General features: G+C 73.1%; 12 protein-coding genes and 3 tRNA genes. 8 read left to right on the top strand and 7 right to left on the bottom strand.

Going from position 1 to position 12,695, the window contains the following annotated elements; genetic code table 11:
• Nucleotides 1-178: 178 nt before the first annotated feature.
• From ABZW30_RS03850 to ABZW30_RS03840, 3 genes are all read right to left on the bottom strand, one after another.
• Complete coding sequence (locus ABZW30_RS03850; protein WP_355669584.1) at nucleotides 179-1,582, bottom strand: glutamate decarboxylase; 1,404 nt, start codon at nucleotides 1,580-1,582, stop codon at nucleotides 179-181.
• A 121-nt stretch (nucleotides 1,583-1,703) separates the two neighbouring features.
• On the bottom strand, nucleotides 1,704-3,140 hold the full coding sequence (locus tag ABZW30_RS03845) for an FGGY family carbohydrate kinase (RefSeq protein WP_355669430.1): 1,437 nt from the start codon (nucleotides 3,138-3,140) through the stop codon (nucleotides 1,704-1,706).
• A gap of 128 nt (nucleotides 3,141-3,268) precedes the next feature.
• Complete coding sequence (locus ABZW30_RS03840; protein ID WP_355669583.1) at nucleotides 3,269-3,565, bottom strand: hypothetical protein; 297 nt, start codon at nucleotides 3,563-3,565, stop codon at nucleotides 3,269-3,271.
• Between the two features lie 241 nt (nucleotides 3,566-3,806).
• Between ABZW30_RS03840 and ABZW30_RS03835 the strand changes: the two genes are divergently transcribed.
• Nucleotides 3,807-3,879, top strand: a tRNA-Asn gene (locus tag ABZW30_RS03835).
• Between the two features lie 63 nt (nucleotides 3,880-3,942).
• A tRNA-Asn gene (locus ABZW30_RS03830) sits at nucleotides 3,943-4,015 on the top strand.
• Nucleotides 4,016-4,162: 147 nt separating this feature from the next.
• Here ABZW30_RS03830 and ABZW30_RS03825 read toward each other — a convergent pair.
• The gene (locus ABZW30_RS03825) at nucleotides 4,163-4,909 is read right to left on the bottom strand and encodes a trypsin-like peptidase domain-containing protein (RefSeq protein ID WP_355669429.1); all 747 of its coding nucleotides are present in this window, start codon (nucleotides 4,907-4,909) and stop codon (nucleotides 4,163-4,165) included.
• A gap of 169 nt (nucleotides 4,910-5,078) precedes the next feature.
• Nucleotides 5,079-5,933 (bottom strand): hypothetical protein, encoded by an 855-nt coding sequence (locus tag ABZW30_RS03820; RefSeq protein WP_355669428.1) that lies wholly within the window; start codon nucleotides 5,931-5,933, stop codon nucleotides 5,079-5,081.
• 188 nt (nucleotides 5,934-6,121) lie between these two features.
• Here ABZW30_RS03820 and ABZW30_RS03815 point away from each other — a divergent pair.
• The 5 genes from ABZW30_RS03815 (at nucleotide 6,122) to ABZW30_RS03795 (ending at nucleotide 9,448) form a co-directional block, all read left to right on the top strand.
• Nucleotides 6,122-6,195 (top strand) — tRNA-Ile (locus ABZW30_RS03815).
• A gap of 326 nt (nucleotides 6,196-6,521) precedes the next feature.
• Nucleotides 6,522-7,469 (top strand): SPFH domain-containing protein, encoded by a 948-nt coding sequence (locus ABZW30_RS03810; RefSeq protein WP_355669427.1) that lies wholly within the window; start codon nucleotides 6,522-6,524, stop codon nucleotides 7,467-7,469.
• A 10-nt stretch (nucleotides 7,470-7,479) separates the two neighbouring features.
• On the top strand, nucleotides 7,480-7,707 hold the full coding sequence (locus tag ABZW30_RS03805) for a hypothetical protein (protein ID WP_355669426.1): 228 nt from the start codon (nucleotides 7,480-7,482) through the stop codon (nucleotides 7,705-7,707).
• Nucleotides 7,708-7,748: 41 nt separating this feature from the next.
• The gene (locus ABZW30_RS03800; RefSeq protein ID WP_355669425.1) at nucleotides 7,749-8,423 is read left to right on the top strand and encodes a GPP34 family phosphoprotein; all 675 of its coding nucleotides are present in this window, start codon (nucleotides 7,749-7,751) and stop codon (nucleotides 8,421-8,423) included.
• Between the two features lie 101 nt (nucleotides 8,424-8,524).
• Entirely contained in the window at nucleotides 8,525-9,448 is a 924-nt protein-coding gene (locus tag ABZW30_RS03795) for a pyridoxal-phosphate dependent enzyme (RefSeq protein WP_355669424.1), read from the top strand.
• A 9-nt stretch (nucleotides 9,449-9,457) separates the two neighbouring features.
• On the opposite strand, the gene ABZW30_RS03790 is transcribed toward ABZW30_RS03795, so the two are convergent.
• Together ABZW30_RS03790 and ABZW30_RS03785 are read right to left on the bottom strand one after the other, a co-directional pair.
• On the bottom strand, nucleotides 9,458-10,969 hold the full coding sequence (locus ABZW30_RS03790) for an LCP family protein (RefSeq protein WP_355669423.1): 1,512 nt from the start codon (nucleotides 10,967-10,969) through the stop codon (nucleotides 9,458-9,460).
• A 119-nt stretch (nucleotides 10,970-11,088) separates the two neighbouring features.
• Complete coding sequence (locus ABZW30_RS03785) at nucleotides 11,089-11,553, bottom strand: MarR family transcriptional regulator (protein ID WP_355669422.1); 465 nt, start codon at nucleotides 11,551-11,553, stop codon at nucleotides 11,089-11,091.
• 106 nt (nucleotides 11,554-11,659) lie between these two features.
• Here ABZW30_RS03785 and ABZW30_RS03780 point away from each other — a divergent pair, with 106 nt between their 5' ends.
• A complete protein-coding gene (locus ABZW30_RS03780) occupies nucleotides 11,660-12,685 on the top strand; it encodes an NADP-dependent oxidoreductase (protein WP_355669421.1) in 1,026 nt (341 codons plus the stop codon).
• The last annotated feature ends 10 nt before the right edge of the window (nucleotides 12,686-12,695 follow it).

The raw sequence follows: 12,695 nt of genomic DNA, 5'->3' as shown, positions 1-12,695 counted from the left end.
GCGCGGCGGCGGGCCGGCGCCGGGGGCCGCCGCGCGCCCCCCCCCCGCGCCCCCCCCCCCCCCCCCGGGGGGGGCCCCCGGGGGGGGGCCCCCCCCCCCCCCCCCCCGCCGGGACCCCCGGTGGGAGGGCGCTTTCCCGCGCCCTCCCACCGAGGCCCCACCGGTGTCGGAGACGAAGCTAGTGGTGGAAGCCGGCGCGGACCGGCATCCCGAGTTCCTTGAGCGGGGCGGGCTGGCGATGCAGCTCCGGCAGCAGCCGGTTGAGGTCGGCCAGCAGCATGTCGGCGAGGTCCCGGGAGAAGCCGTTGCGGCAGACCACCCGGAGTACCGAGAGGTCCTCCCGGTTCGCGGGGAAGGTGTACGCGGGCACCTGCCAGCCGCGCTCGCGCAGCCGCCGCGAGACGTCGAAGACGTCGAAGGGCACGTCCTCGGTGGTGGTGAACGCGAACACCGGGAGCTGGTCGCCGTGGGTCAGCAGCCGGAAGCAGCCCAGCTTCCCGATCTCCCCGGCCAGGTAGACGGCGACATCCCGGCTGGCGCCCTGGACCGCCTTGAAGCCCTCCCGGCCGAGCCGCAGGAAGATGTAGTACTGCGCCGCCACCTGAGCGCCGGGCCGGGAGAAGTTGAGCGCGAAGGTCGGCATCTCGCCGCCCAGGTAGTTGACCCGGAAGACCAGTTCCTCCGGCAGCGACTCGTCGTCCCGCCACAGCGCCCAGCCGACGCCCGGGTAGACCAGGCCGTACTTGTGCCCGGAGGTGTTGATCGAGGCCACCCGGGGCAGCCGGAAGTCCCAGACCAGCTCCGGGTCGAGGAAGGGCGCCACCATGCCGCCGGAGGCGCCGTCCACGTGCACCGGGATGTCCAGCCCGGTGCGCTCCCGGAGCTCGTCCAGGGCCGCGCAGATCTCCGCGATCGGCTCGTACGACCCGTCGAAGGTGGAGCCGAGGACGCCGACCACGCCGATGGTGTTCTCGTCGCACAGCGCGACCGCCTGCTCGGGGCCGAGGTGGAAGCGCTCGCCGTCCATGGGGGCGGTGCGGGCCTCGACCTCCCAGAAGTTGCAGAACTTCTCCCAGCACACCTGGACGTTGACGCCCATCACCAGGTTGGGCCGGGCCCCGGCCGCGTAGCGCTCGGGGTTGCGGCGCATCCAGCGGCGCTTGAGGGCCATCCCGGCGAGCATGCAGGCCTCGCTGGAGCCGGTGGTGGAGCAGCCGACCACGCTGTCCGGGTCGGGGGCGTGCCAGAGGTCGGCGAGGATGGCCACGCAGCGCCGCTCCAGCTCGGCGGTCTGCGGGTACTCGTCCTTGTCGATCATGTTCTTGTCCAGGCACTCGGTCATCAGCCGGGTGGCCTGCACCTCCATCGAGGTGGTGACGAAGGTCGCCAGGTTGAGCTTGGCGCTGCCGTCCAGCATCAGCTCGTCGTGGACCAGCTGGTACGCGGTGTCGGCCGCGACCGGGCCGTCGCCGAGCCGGTGGACGGGCGGGGCGATCTCCATCGCGCCGAGCGGGTCGGTGATGCCCAGGAACGGACTGACGTTCAGCCGGCGGTCGCTGCCGGTGCCCTTGTGCAAGGCCATGGGGATGCTGCCGCCCTTCACGTCGGTGATCGTGTCCCGGCCCACGCTGTCACCGGCCGCCGGGTGACGCATCTTCAGCGGCGGTTTCCGGCCTCCTCCCGGATGAGTCCCAGGCCGGTGACTAGGCCGACGCGGCCTCCGGGTGGATCTGGTCGCGGGCGGCGCGGTACTGCTGGCGCACCGCCGAGCCGATCGCGAGGTCCTGTTCGCCTTCCGGCTCGACCGTCTCGGCATCCGGCAGCTCCCACTCCGGGGGCTCCGGGGTGCCCGCCAGCGCCCAGGCGGCCTGCCGGGCGGCGCCTCGGGCGGCGTGGGCGCCCGGCGGGGGCACCACGACCGGGACGCCGAACAGCATCGGGGCGATGTGCCGGACGGCGGGCAGCCGGCCGGCCGTGCCGAGCAGGAAAACCCGCTTGATCCCCACGCCCTGGGCGCGCAGCACGTCCAGTGCGTCGGCGATGTTGCAGAGCATGCCCTCGATGGCGGCCCGGGCCAGATGCTGAGGGGTCATCGCCTGGGCCCGCAGGCCGGTCAGGGTGCCGGCCGCGTGCGGCAGCGCGGGGGTGCGCTCGCCGTCCAGGTAGGGCAGCAGCACCAGTCCGTAGGCGCCGGGGGAGGAGTGCTGGGCGAGGTCGCTCAGCCCGTCCAGGTCCATGCCCAGCATGGCGGCGGTGGAGCGCAGCACCTGGGCGGCGTTCAGGGTGGCGACCATCGGCAGGTGGCGGCCGCTGGCGTCGGCGAAGGAGGAGACCAAGCCGGAGGCGTCCACCACGGCCTCCTCGTGCACCGCGAAGATCGTCCCGGCGCTGCCGAGCGAGACCACCGCGTCGCCCGGGCCGAGACCCAGGCCCAGTGCGGCGGCCATGTTGTCGCCGGTGCCGGCCGAGATCAGCAGGCCCTCGGGGGTGTGCCCGGCCGGCTCGGCGGGGCCGAGTACGTGGGGCAGCTTGAGCCCGTGGCCGAGCGCCAGCTCCACCAGGTCCTGCCGGTACTCACCGGTGATCGGGGACCAGTAGCCGGTGCCGGAGGCGTCGCCCCGGTCGGTGGTGCGGCGCTTGGGGTGGCCGAGCAGCTGCCAGACCAGCCAGTCGTGCGGCAGCAGCACCTCGGCGACCCGGCGGGCGTTGGCCGGCTCGAACTCGGCCAGCCAGCGCAGCTTGGCGATGGTGTACGCCGGGCTGGGCACCGCGCCGATCGCGGCGGTCCAGGCGGCCGGGCCGCCGAAGGCTTCCAGCAGCTCGGCGGCGGCGCCGCTGGAGCGCGGGTCGTGCCACAGGATCGCGGGCCGCACCTGCACCCCACCCGCGTCCAGGCCGATCATGCCGTGCTGCTGCGCGCTGACGCCGATCGCCCGGACACCCTCCAGCAGGCCGCCGGCCGCGGCGTCGCCGAGCGAGTGCAGCCAGACCTGCGGGTCGGCCTCGCCCGCGCGGAGATCCTGGTCCTCGGGGACGGGATGAGGCGCCTTCCCGGACCGCAGGACGGCGCCGGTGTCGGTGTCGCACGCGACGATCCGGGTGCGGTTGGTCGAGCTGTCTATCCCCGCGACGATGGCCATGCCGAGATCATGCCTCAGCCCGGCCCGGGACGCGTCCGGGCCGGGTGAGCCGTTGCCGGTTCGGAACCCCGGGTCGGGGGGCCTTCTTCTCCGGGGGCCTGTCTTCGGACTCCCGCATCACCGCCCCGTCACGGGCGGAAGGTACCCCAGCTGTCGTCCTCCGTCCGGGAGCGGTTGAAGTACGGCACCCGGTCGGTGACCACGTTCGGCAGTCGGTCCCCGACCCGGTCCGCGACCGCGCCGGCGGCCTTCCCGGCAACCGCGCCGGCCTGCTGCCGGGCCCGCTCGGTCGCCCCCTGCACCGCGGGGCTCTGGGCGATCTGCCGGGTGACCTTGGCGATCTGCTCGTAGCGCTGGCGCCCGGCCCGCGAGCCCAGGACGTAGCCGGCCGCGAAACCTGCGGCCAACGACAGCTTCCACATGATCGGATCCACCCTCTCCTGGCGGCCTTCTGCCGCATTGCCCTACCCGTTGGTCGGGACGGCGAACCGTCCCGCGCTCCCAGCATCCCCCGGAGGTCGTCGCGGGCGCGCGGGGGGCGCGCCGGGACGGCGGTCCGGGGTGGCCGGGGAAAGCGATTGGCGGACCACCCCCCCGAGTGCGCTAATGTATGTCCCGCAGCGAGCGCCGAGGAGCCCGGGAAACGGGAGCCGAAGCGGAAGCCGATCCCCCATAGCTCAATTGGCAGAGCAGCCGACTGTTAATCGGCAGGTTATTGGTTCGAGTCCAATTGGGGGAGCTCAGGAGGAGGCTCTTCAGGGAGTCCACATCCTGTACGTGGTACGGAAGTCGAGTATCGCGATCCCGCATAGCTCAATTGGCAGAGCAGCCGGCTGTTAACCGGCAGGTTATTGGTTCGAGTCCAATTGCGGGAGCTGCACCGGGTCCGCCCGGTGACTGCTCAGAGCGAAGGCCCCTCGGATGACCGGGGGGCCTTCGTGTTGTCCCGGCCCGGTGTTGCGTCCGTCACCCCCGTCCGTCACCCCCGGCCAGGGGTGCCCGGTCGGTCAGGGGTGCCCGGCTCAGATGGTCGCCTTCCGGTAGAGGTCGGCGACCCGCTGGTCGAAGGTGATGCTGTACGAGGTGTCCGGGCTGTCGCCGCCCTCCTGGTAGCCGCCGATCACGCCGACCACCGTGCCGCTGTCGGTCACCCACGGGCTGCCGCTGGTGCCGTCGGTGTAGCCGCCGCAGTCGAAGCGCTCCTGGGTGGAGCTCTGCGAGCGGGTCTTCACCGCGCAGGTGATCGGCTCGTCGCTCTCGTTCGGGTAGCCGGTCACCGAGACGGCCAGCCCGACGCCCTGGCCGGTCCCGAGCGGGTTGCCGCCGACGGCGTCCTCGATCTGCTTGCCGCCGACCGGGCCGACCGTGACGAAGGCCACGTCGAAGTCCGGGTCGTCCTCCTGCGCCCAGCGCGGGTCCACGGTGATCGACTGCACCGGCCAAGTCCCGTACGGGGTGTAGCCGTTGCGATAGCCGGGGGTGAACACCAGGCCGTCCAGCAGGCCGACCCGCTGGTTCTGCACGCAGTGCGCCGCGGTGACCAGCAGATTGTGCCGGGGGCTGCGCACCACGCTCGCGGTGCACGCCCGGGGGCCCTGCGCGGTGTGGATGGACAGGGTGCCGATCCGGTCGCGGGCCGGGCTCGGCTGGGCGACCTCGGCGTTCGGCGGCTTGTCCGGTCCACCGCACGCGGTGCCGGCGGCCAGCAGCAGGGCGGCCAGCGTGGCCGCTCTGGCCGCGCGCGGGGGCGGTACCGGGCGGGGGGCCATCCGGGCTCCGTCTCGTTCCTCGGGGCGGGCATCCGGGCCGTGCGTTCCGCCGTTCGTGAGGAAGATCTACCAGGCCGTGCCCGGCGGCGCCACCACCGGGTGTTCGATTCCGGTCCGGCCGGTCCTTGCCGGGTCCGACGGAACCCGCCGGACCGGACCCGGCGTCCGTTCAGCCGGTGGCCCGGTCGTAGAGCGCCTGGACCCGGTCGCCGAAGTAGCTGCTGTACGAGGTGTCCGGGCTGTCGCCGCCCTCCTGGTAGCCCCCGATCACGCCGACCACGGTGCCGGTCCTGGTGTTCGGGTCGAAGTCGGTCACCCAGGGGCTGCCGCTGGTGCCGCCGGTGTAGTCGGGGCAGTCGATCCGCAGCTGGGTGGGGCTCTGCTTGGAAGTGGTGTTGGAGCAGGTGATCGGGACGTCGCTGCTGCCCGGGTAGCCGGTGACCCGGACGGGGATCTGGTAGCCGCGGTTGGCGCCCAGTTTGTTGGCGCCGAGCACCTGCTGCACCTGCTGCCCGTTCTGGGCCTGGACGACCGCGAAGGCGACGTCCATGTCCGGGTCGGCCTTGTCCTTCCAGCCGTCGTCCACGGTGACCGACAGTAGCGGCCAGACACCGCTGGGGGTGTCGCCGCTGCGGTATCCGGGGACGAAGACCAGGTCGCTGCGCTGGCCGAGCTTCGGGTCCCAGACGCAGTGGGCGGCGGTGACGATGAGATTGAGCCCGGCGCTGTCCACCACGCTGGCGGTGCAGAAGTGGTCGCCGTCCGCGTTGCGGGTGAACACCGCGCCGACCAGGCCGTTCAGCACGGTGGGCTTGGCGGTGCGGGTGACCCCGGTGCGCTTGCCGATCGCGCCCGTGAGTCGCTGCTTGCTCCAGCCGTGGGTGTCCGGGGAGCCGGAGGCCGAGGGCGGCGCCGAGGTGACGCTCGGGGCGACCCCGCCCGGCCGCGCCGCGGTGGTGCAGCCGGCGGCCGCGAGCACCAGCAGCAGCGCCCCGGCCGCCGCTCCCGTCCCACGCATCGTCATCGGTCCAGGCTGCCCTGGATCGGTCCCTCGGCGCCAGCCGGCCTGCGCTGCCTGGAGAGGCGCACGGCGTCGCGCACCCAGGTGCGCCCCCGGTGCGCACCACGGGTGATCGACCGGCTATGCTGCCCGGGACGGCCTCGTAGGGCCGTCCGCTGCTGCCGTGGCCGACGACCGGCGCGCGGCGAACCGGGGCGGTAGCTCAGCCGGTTAGAGCAGGGGACTCATAATCCCTTGGTCGTGGGTTCGAGTCCCACCCGCCCCACCTCTGCGACGCGTGTCGTGTGTCGTGCGACCGTCCGACGAGTGTCGTACGACCGTCCGCGGGCGAGCTCCTGAGCTGGAGCTTCACCGCCCGTGACGACGGAGAGTCTAGAGCGCGGCCCCCCTCTTCCGGCGGTGGCGCGCCGGAATTCACCCGCCCGTAGGCATCGGCCCCGGAGTCCCGTGACGGCCCGCCGCCGCCTCGGGGATCCCTCTTGTACGGCTTTCGTACCGGCCCTGGCGTCCTGCGCGGAAAAAGTGATATCACTTTGACAGCTGAAGCGGACACTCGCGCAGCGGACATTCGCACCGGGGGGAGTCGGTCTCATGACCACACCGCGTTTCGCCGTCGAGGACGGCCCTGCCATCGATCTTCCGGCCCCGAAGACCACCGAGCGGGTCATCACCGGCGCCGCCGGGCTGCCGGTGCTCGGCGGGGCACTGCTCGGCCTGGCCGCCGGGCTCGCCTCCGTCATCACCGGAGGGATCCAGGTGTCCGGCGGGCACAAGGGCCTGGGCATCGCCCTGGTGGTCGCCGGGCCGCTGCTGGTGCTGGCCTCGCTGGTGCTGCTGTGCGGGCTGACAGTGATCTCGCCCGGCTCGGCCCGGGTGGTCCAGCTGCTCGGCACGTACCGGGGCACCATTCGCGCCGAGGGGCTGAGCTGGCTGAACCCGTTCACCAGCCGTCGGCACATCTCCCTTCGGATCCGCAACCACGAGACCGAGACCACCAAGGTCAACGACGCGGACGGCAACCCGATCGAGATCGCCGCCGTGGTGGTCTGGCAGGTCGAGGACACCGCGATGGCCGTGTTCGAGGTGGACGACTACACCGACTTCGTCGCCATCCAGACCGAGACGGCCGTCCGGCACATCGCCACCAGCTACCCGTACGACGCCCACCACGAGGGGCAGTTGTCGCTGCGCGACGGCGCGGACGAGATCGCCCGCAAGCTCTCCGCCGAGATCGCCGCCCGGGTCGCCTCGGCCGGGGTGCGGGTCATCGAGTCCAGGATCACCCGGCTCGCCTACGCGCCCGAGGTCGCCCAGGTGATGCTCCAGCGCCAGCAGGCCGGGGCCGTGGTGGCCGCCCGGCGGCTGATCGTCGAGGGAGCCGTCGGTATGGTCGAGGAGGCGCTGGACCGGCTCGCCGAACGCGACGTGGTGGAGTTGGACGAGGAGCGCAAGGCCGCCATGGTGAGCAACCTCCTGGTGGTGCTCTGCGGCGACCGGGGCACCCAGCCCGTCGTGAACACGGGCTCCCTCTACCAGTAAAGGCGCGGCGTTGGCGACGGAACGGAAGAAGATCCTGTTGCGACTGGACCCTTCAGTTCACGACGCGCTGGCCAGATGGGCTGCGGACGACCTGCGCAGCACCAACGCGCAGATCGAGTTCGTGCTCCGCCGCGCCCTCACCGAGGCCGGCCGGATGCCTAGCGGTGCGGCCCGGCTTCCCCGGCGCGGCCGACCGCCCAAGGAGAGCCCGGAGAACGGCGGTTCCGACGAGGACTGACCGCAGCGGCCGGGCACCACGGATCTTTCGGAGAGACCGAGATGGACCTGCCCGTCAATCTGCCCGAGAAGTTCTACCTGCTCGCCTACGACCCGCAGCGTGAGCGCCTCACCAAGCACTCCACCCTCAACCTGCTGCTACAGGCGGCGGCGTTGACCGAACTGCTGCGCCGGGGGCTGCTGCGGGAGGAAGGCCGTACGGCCGTCCCCCGGGCCCGCGACACCGCCGCCTCGGCCGGCCTCGACCCGTACAGCGCCCACCTGCTGGGCCAGGTCCAGGAGAAGCGGCCGCACAGCTGGAGCTGGTGGATCGGCCACGCCAGGACCGGCGGGCGCGACCAGCCGACCCGGTGGGTCCGGGACGGGCTCGCGGCGGCCGGCTGGGTCGACGTCCACCGGCGTCGGGTGGCCGGGGTGGTGCCGGTCACCGGGATCGTCCCGCGCGACCCCAAGGTGCGCGAGGCGCTGGCGGCCTCCGTCACCGCCGCACTGAAGAGCCCGCTGAGCCGGGTGGACCCGGCCGACGCGGCGCTGACGGCGCTGGTCGCGGCCGGCAAGCTGCGGTCGGTTCTGAGCTCCGAGCTGCAGGGCCGGTACAAGAGCCGGATCGAGAAGCTGGCCCCGGCGGCCGGTCCGGTCCCGCGGGCGCTCGGTACGGCACTGATCGGCCACAAGGTCGGCGCGGTGCTGGACGGCGCGGGCGCCGCCGCCTGCTGAGGACGTGACGGGCCGTCCACGGGGGTGGCGGCCCGCCCGGGAGCCCGGCCGTCGAACAGGTGGCCGGGCTTCGCGCTGCCGGTGGCCCGTAAGCTGGCCGGGTGCCAGGACACGCCCTAGAACCCGCCCTGCTGCCGACCCCGCTGGTGGACTGCACCGACGAGGCCTTCGCCCGGGCCGGGGTGGAGCTGCGGCTCAAGCGGGACGACCTGCTGCACCCGACCGTCCCCGGCAACAAGTGGCGCAAGCTCGGGCCCAACCTGGCCGCCGCCGTCGAGCAGGGCCACACCCGGCTGCTGACCTTCGGCGGGGCCTACTCGACCCACCTGCGGGCGGTCGCGGCCGCCGCCGCGGCGCTCGGGCTGGAGAGCGTCGGGCTGGTGCGCGGCGAGGAACTGGCCGGCCGACCGCGCAACTGGTCGCTGCGGGCCGCCGAACAGGCCGGGATGCGGCTGGAGTTCCTCACCCGGGCCGCCTACCGGGAGGCCACCGGCCGGGCCGAGGGGGAGTACGGGCCCGAGGCCCTGCAGCGCCGCTGGGGCCCCTGCCTGGTGCTGCCGGAGGGCGGCTCCAACGCCCTGGCCGCGATCGGCGCGGCCGCCATCCCGGCCGAACTGCCCGACCTGGGCGGGCGCGACGTGGTCTGCTGCCCGGTCGGTACCGGCGGCACCCTGGCCGGCATCGCCGCGGGCCTGCCGCCGGGCGCGCGGGCGCTCGGGGTGGCCGTGCTGCGCGGCGGCGAGGGCTACCTGGAGGCCGAGGTCGCCCGGCTGCACCGGGCCGGTTACGGACGCGAGTTCGACAACTGGCGGATCGACCACACCCACCACGGCGGCGGGTACGGTAAGGTCCCGCCCGACCTGGCCGCCTCCGCCGGGGAGTTCGAGCGGCGCCACGGCATCCCGGTGGAGCGCCGCTACGTCGCCAAGCTGCTCGCCGCGCTGGCCGACCTGGCCGGGGCGGGGGCCTTCCCGCGCGGCACCCGCCTGACGGCCGTGGTCACCGGCCTGCCGGATCCGGAGTAGTCCGGGGGGTCAGGACCCGAAGGTCAGATCGGCACACGGGTCGGTGTCGGCGCCCCGGGTGTTCTCGGCTATCCCGGTCGGGACGCCGCTGGGCAGGGTGCCCGGTCCCGCGCTCGGGTCGCCGCCGGGCGTGGCCGACGGACCGGTGACCGAGTTCAGCTGGGTGCCGGCCGAGTGGTAGTCGGCGCCCAGGGTGACGGTGATGGAGTCCGCACCCGGCTCCTCGACCGTACGGGCCCCGGGGAAGAGTGCCGCGATCTGGTCGGCGACGGCCTTCTGCGCCGGGTCGTAGCCGATCTCGGTGTGCTGCTTGCCGGGGTTGTTGGCGCCGAGCACGACGTTCTGGAAGCCGCGGCCCTTGAGCGTCTCCGCGCCGGAGCCGGCCAGCCCGGAAGCGCCGACCCCGTTGACCACGGTGATCGGGACGGCGGCCTGCTCGGGGGTGAGCGGCGCGTCGGCGGTGGGGCTCGCGGTCGGGGTGGGGGAGGCGGCCGCGCCGGTTCCGGCGGTGCTCTGCCCGTCCAGGGTGCGGTCCTCCCGGATCAGCTTCCACAGGGTGTCGGCGTCCGGCTGGACCAGTCGCACCCGCTCCCCGGCGAAGCGCCAGGGGGCGGTCACGAAGGTGACGTCGGAGAGCTTGATGTCCTCCACCGAGCGGGCGAAGTCCACCAGCTTCATCGCGGTGCCGAGCCCCTCGTCCACGGTCAGCGACTTGGTGGCCGCGTCCGCCAGCGGGAGCAGGGTGGGCAGCGAGAAGCCCTGACTCTGCACCTTCTTGATCATCGAGGAGAGGAAGGCCTGCTGGCGCTTCATCCGGCCTATGTCGGAGTTGTCGCCGATGCCGTGGCGGGCCCGCAGGTAGTCCACCGCGGACTGCCCGGAGAGCTTCTGCAGGCCCTTCTTGAGGCGGATGCCGTACTCGTCGACGTCGTTGGGCACGCAGGCCTCCACGCCGCCGAGGGCGTCGGTCATCGCGGCGGCGCCCTTGAAGTCGACCACGACGGTGTGGTCGACCCGCAGCCCGGTGAGCTGCTCCACGGTGTTCTGGGTGCAGGCCGGGTTGCCCTTGGGGAGCAGGCCGACGCTGAACGCCGAGTTGAACATCTGGTCGTTCCGCGGCTTGCTCCAGGTGCCGTCCGCCAGCTTGCAGGACGGGATGGTGACCAGGGTGTCGCGGGGGATCGAGACGCCGACGGCGTGCTTGTGGTCGGCGTAGATGTGCACCAGGATCGCGGTGTCCGAGTTGCCGACGCCTTCCTCGCCGCCGCCCAGGGCGCTGTTGCCGTCGTCCCGGGTGTCCGAACCCAGCAGCAGCACGTTGACCGGCACCTGGGCGCCGGGGGAGGCCGGGACGGGGGCGGGCGGGCGCTCGGTGGCGACGCCGCCCGCGTCGAAGGTGGTGATGTTGCTGTCCAGCCGGTGATAGAACCAGGCCCCGGCTCCCACGACCGACAGCACCAGAACGGCGGCCAGGCCGATGGCGGTCCGCAGGTAACGGCGCCGGCGCGTGCTGCTGCTCATCCTCCGTGCCCCCCGTCTTCAGGTATCTCGCGTTCGACGTTCGAACGTTAGACGTTTCGGAGGGCTGTTCGGTTACCCCCGATGGTCGGGGGATTCGATCCGTGGGGCTGTGATGCTGCTCACGCTCCAGGGCCGGAGGCGCCGGTGAGCATCCGGCGGAGCAGGTCGCGCAGCACCGTCCGCTCCTCGGGGCCGAGCGCGGCGAGCGGCTCGCGGGCGAAGTTGAGCGACTCGCGCAGCTCCTCGGAGGCGGCCGCGCCGGTGTCGGTGGCGGCGACCAGCTTGACCCGGCGGTCCTGCCGGTCGGCCTCCCGGGTCACGAAGCCGCGGGCCTCCAGTCGGTCGACGATGCCGGTGATGTTGGACGGCTCGCAGCTGAGCGTCTGGGCGATGTGCCGCATCGGCAGCGGGCCGCGCCGCAGCAGGGCGAGCACCTTGGCCTGGGCGCCGGTGAGCGAGCGGGCGGCCGCGGCCTCCTCGTACTCGCGGTGGAAGAGCGCGACCAGGTTGGCCATCAGGTCGACGACCTCGCGGGTGATCTCGTCGGACTGCGGCGTGGCGGCCTGGGTCGGCTGAGTGTCCATGTCGCAGAGTCTACCTGAAAAGTTGACAAGGTGAACCTTTCATGTCCATCGTTACTTCAGTCGCTCAACCTTTCACCTGCCGAACCCCCCTCCGAGGAGCACCGCCATGGCAGAGCAGGCCGCCCCCGCCACCGCCCGTGAATGGCACCTCGCCGCCCGCCCCCAGGGCTGGCCGGTGTCCACCGACTTCGCCCTGGTCGAGGCCCCGGTCCGGACCCCGGGCCCGGGCGAGATCCTGGTTCGCAACACCCACCTCTCGGTGGACCCGTACATGCGCGGCCGGATGAACGACGTGAAGTCCTACGTCCCTCCGTTCCGGCTCGGCGCGGCCATGGACGGCGGCGCGGTCGGCTACGTGGTCGCCTCCGAGGCCGAGGGCTTCGCCCCGGGCGACGCGGTGCTGCACGGGCTCGGCTGGCGCGAGTACGCCACCCTGGACGCCGGGCACGCGGTGAAGGTCGACCCGCAGGCGGCCCCGCTCTCCGCCTACCTCGGTGTGCTCGGCATGCCGGGCCTGACCGCCTACGCCGGCCTGCTCGCCGTCGGCGGCCTCAAGGAGGGCGACAAGGTCTTCGTCTCCGGCGCGGCCGGCGCGGTCGGCTCGCTGGTCGGCCAGATCGCCCGGCTCAAGGGCGCCTCGCTGGTGGTCGGTTCGGCCGGTTCGGCGGAGAAGGTCGCCAAGCTGGTGGACGAGTACGGCTTCGACGCCGCCTTCAACTACAAGGACGCGCCGGTCGCCGAGCAGCTCGCGAAGGCCGCCCCCGAGGGCATCGACCTCTACTTCGACAATGTCGGCGGTGACCACCTGGAGGCCGCGATCGGCGCGCTCGGCGTGCACGGCCGCGCGGTGCTCTGCGGCGCGATCGCCCAGTACAACTCCACCACCGCGCCCGCCGCCCCGCGCAACCTCGCGATGGCGATCGGCAAGCGGCTGCGCCTGGAGGGCATGCTGGTGCGCGACCACGCCGCCCTGCAGCCGCAGTTCGTCGCCGAGGTGGCCGGCTGGCTGAAGTCCGGCGAACTGCGCACCGAGGAGACCGTGGTGGACGGCTTCGAGAACGCCGCCGAGGCCTTCATCGACCTGCTGCGCGGCGTCAACACCGGCAAGATGGTCGTCCGCCTCGACGACTGACGCTCAGTCA

Origin of the sequence: Kitasatospora sp. NPDC004669 (assembly GCF_040609455.1) — a bacterium.
Lineage (GTDB): Bacteria > Actinomycetota > Actinomycetes > Streptomycetales > Streptomycetaceae > Kitasatospora.
Note: the sequence above shows the minus strand (reverse complement) of the source record. Positions and strands in the feature narration are given on the sequence as shown.

Excerpts from the sequence above, each read along its gene's own strand:
- ABZW30_RS03820 (WP_355669428.1), bottom strand. The coding sequence starts at position 5,933 with ATGACGATGCGTGGGACGGGAGCGGCGGCCGGGGCGCTGCTGCTGGTG.
- ABZW30_RS03780 (WP_355669421.1), top strand. The coding sequence starts at position 11,660 with ATGGCAGAGCAGGCCGCCCCCGCCACCGCCCGTGAATGGCACCTCGCC.
- ABZW30_RS03785 (WP_355669422.1), bottom strand. The coding sequence starts at position 11,553 with ATGGACACTCAGCCGACCCAGGCCGCCACGCCGCAGTCCGACGAGATC.
- ABZW30_RS03850 (WP_355669584.1), bottom strand. The coding sequence starts at position 1,582 with ATGGCCTTGCACAAGGGCACCGGCAGCGACCGCCGGCTGAACGTCAGT.
- ABZW30_RS03845 (WP_355669430.1), bottom strand. The coding sequence starts at position 3,140 with ATGGCCATCGTCGCGGGGATAGACAGCTCGACCAACCGCACCCGGATC.
- ABZW30_RS03800 (WP_355669425.1), top strand. The coding sequence starts at position 7,749 with ATGGACCTGCCCGTCAATCTGCCCGAGAAGTTCTACCTGCTCGCCTAC.
- ABZW30_RS03790 (WP_355669423.1), bottom strand. The coding sequence starts at position 10,969 with ATGAGCAGCAGCACGCGCCGGCGCCGTTACCTGCGGACCGCCATCGGC.
- ABZW30_RS03810 (WP_355669427.1), top strand. The coding sequence starts at position 6,522 with ATGACCACACCGCGTTTCGCCGTCGAGGACGGCCCTGCCATCGATCTT.
- ABZW30_RS03825 (WP_355669429.1), bottom strand. The coding sequence starts at position 4,909 with ATGGCCCCCCGCCCGGTACCGCCCCCGCGCGCGGCCAGAGCGGCCACG.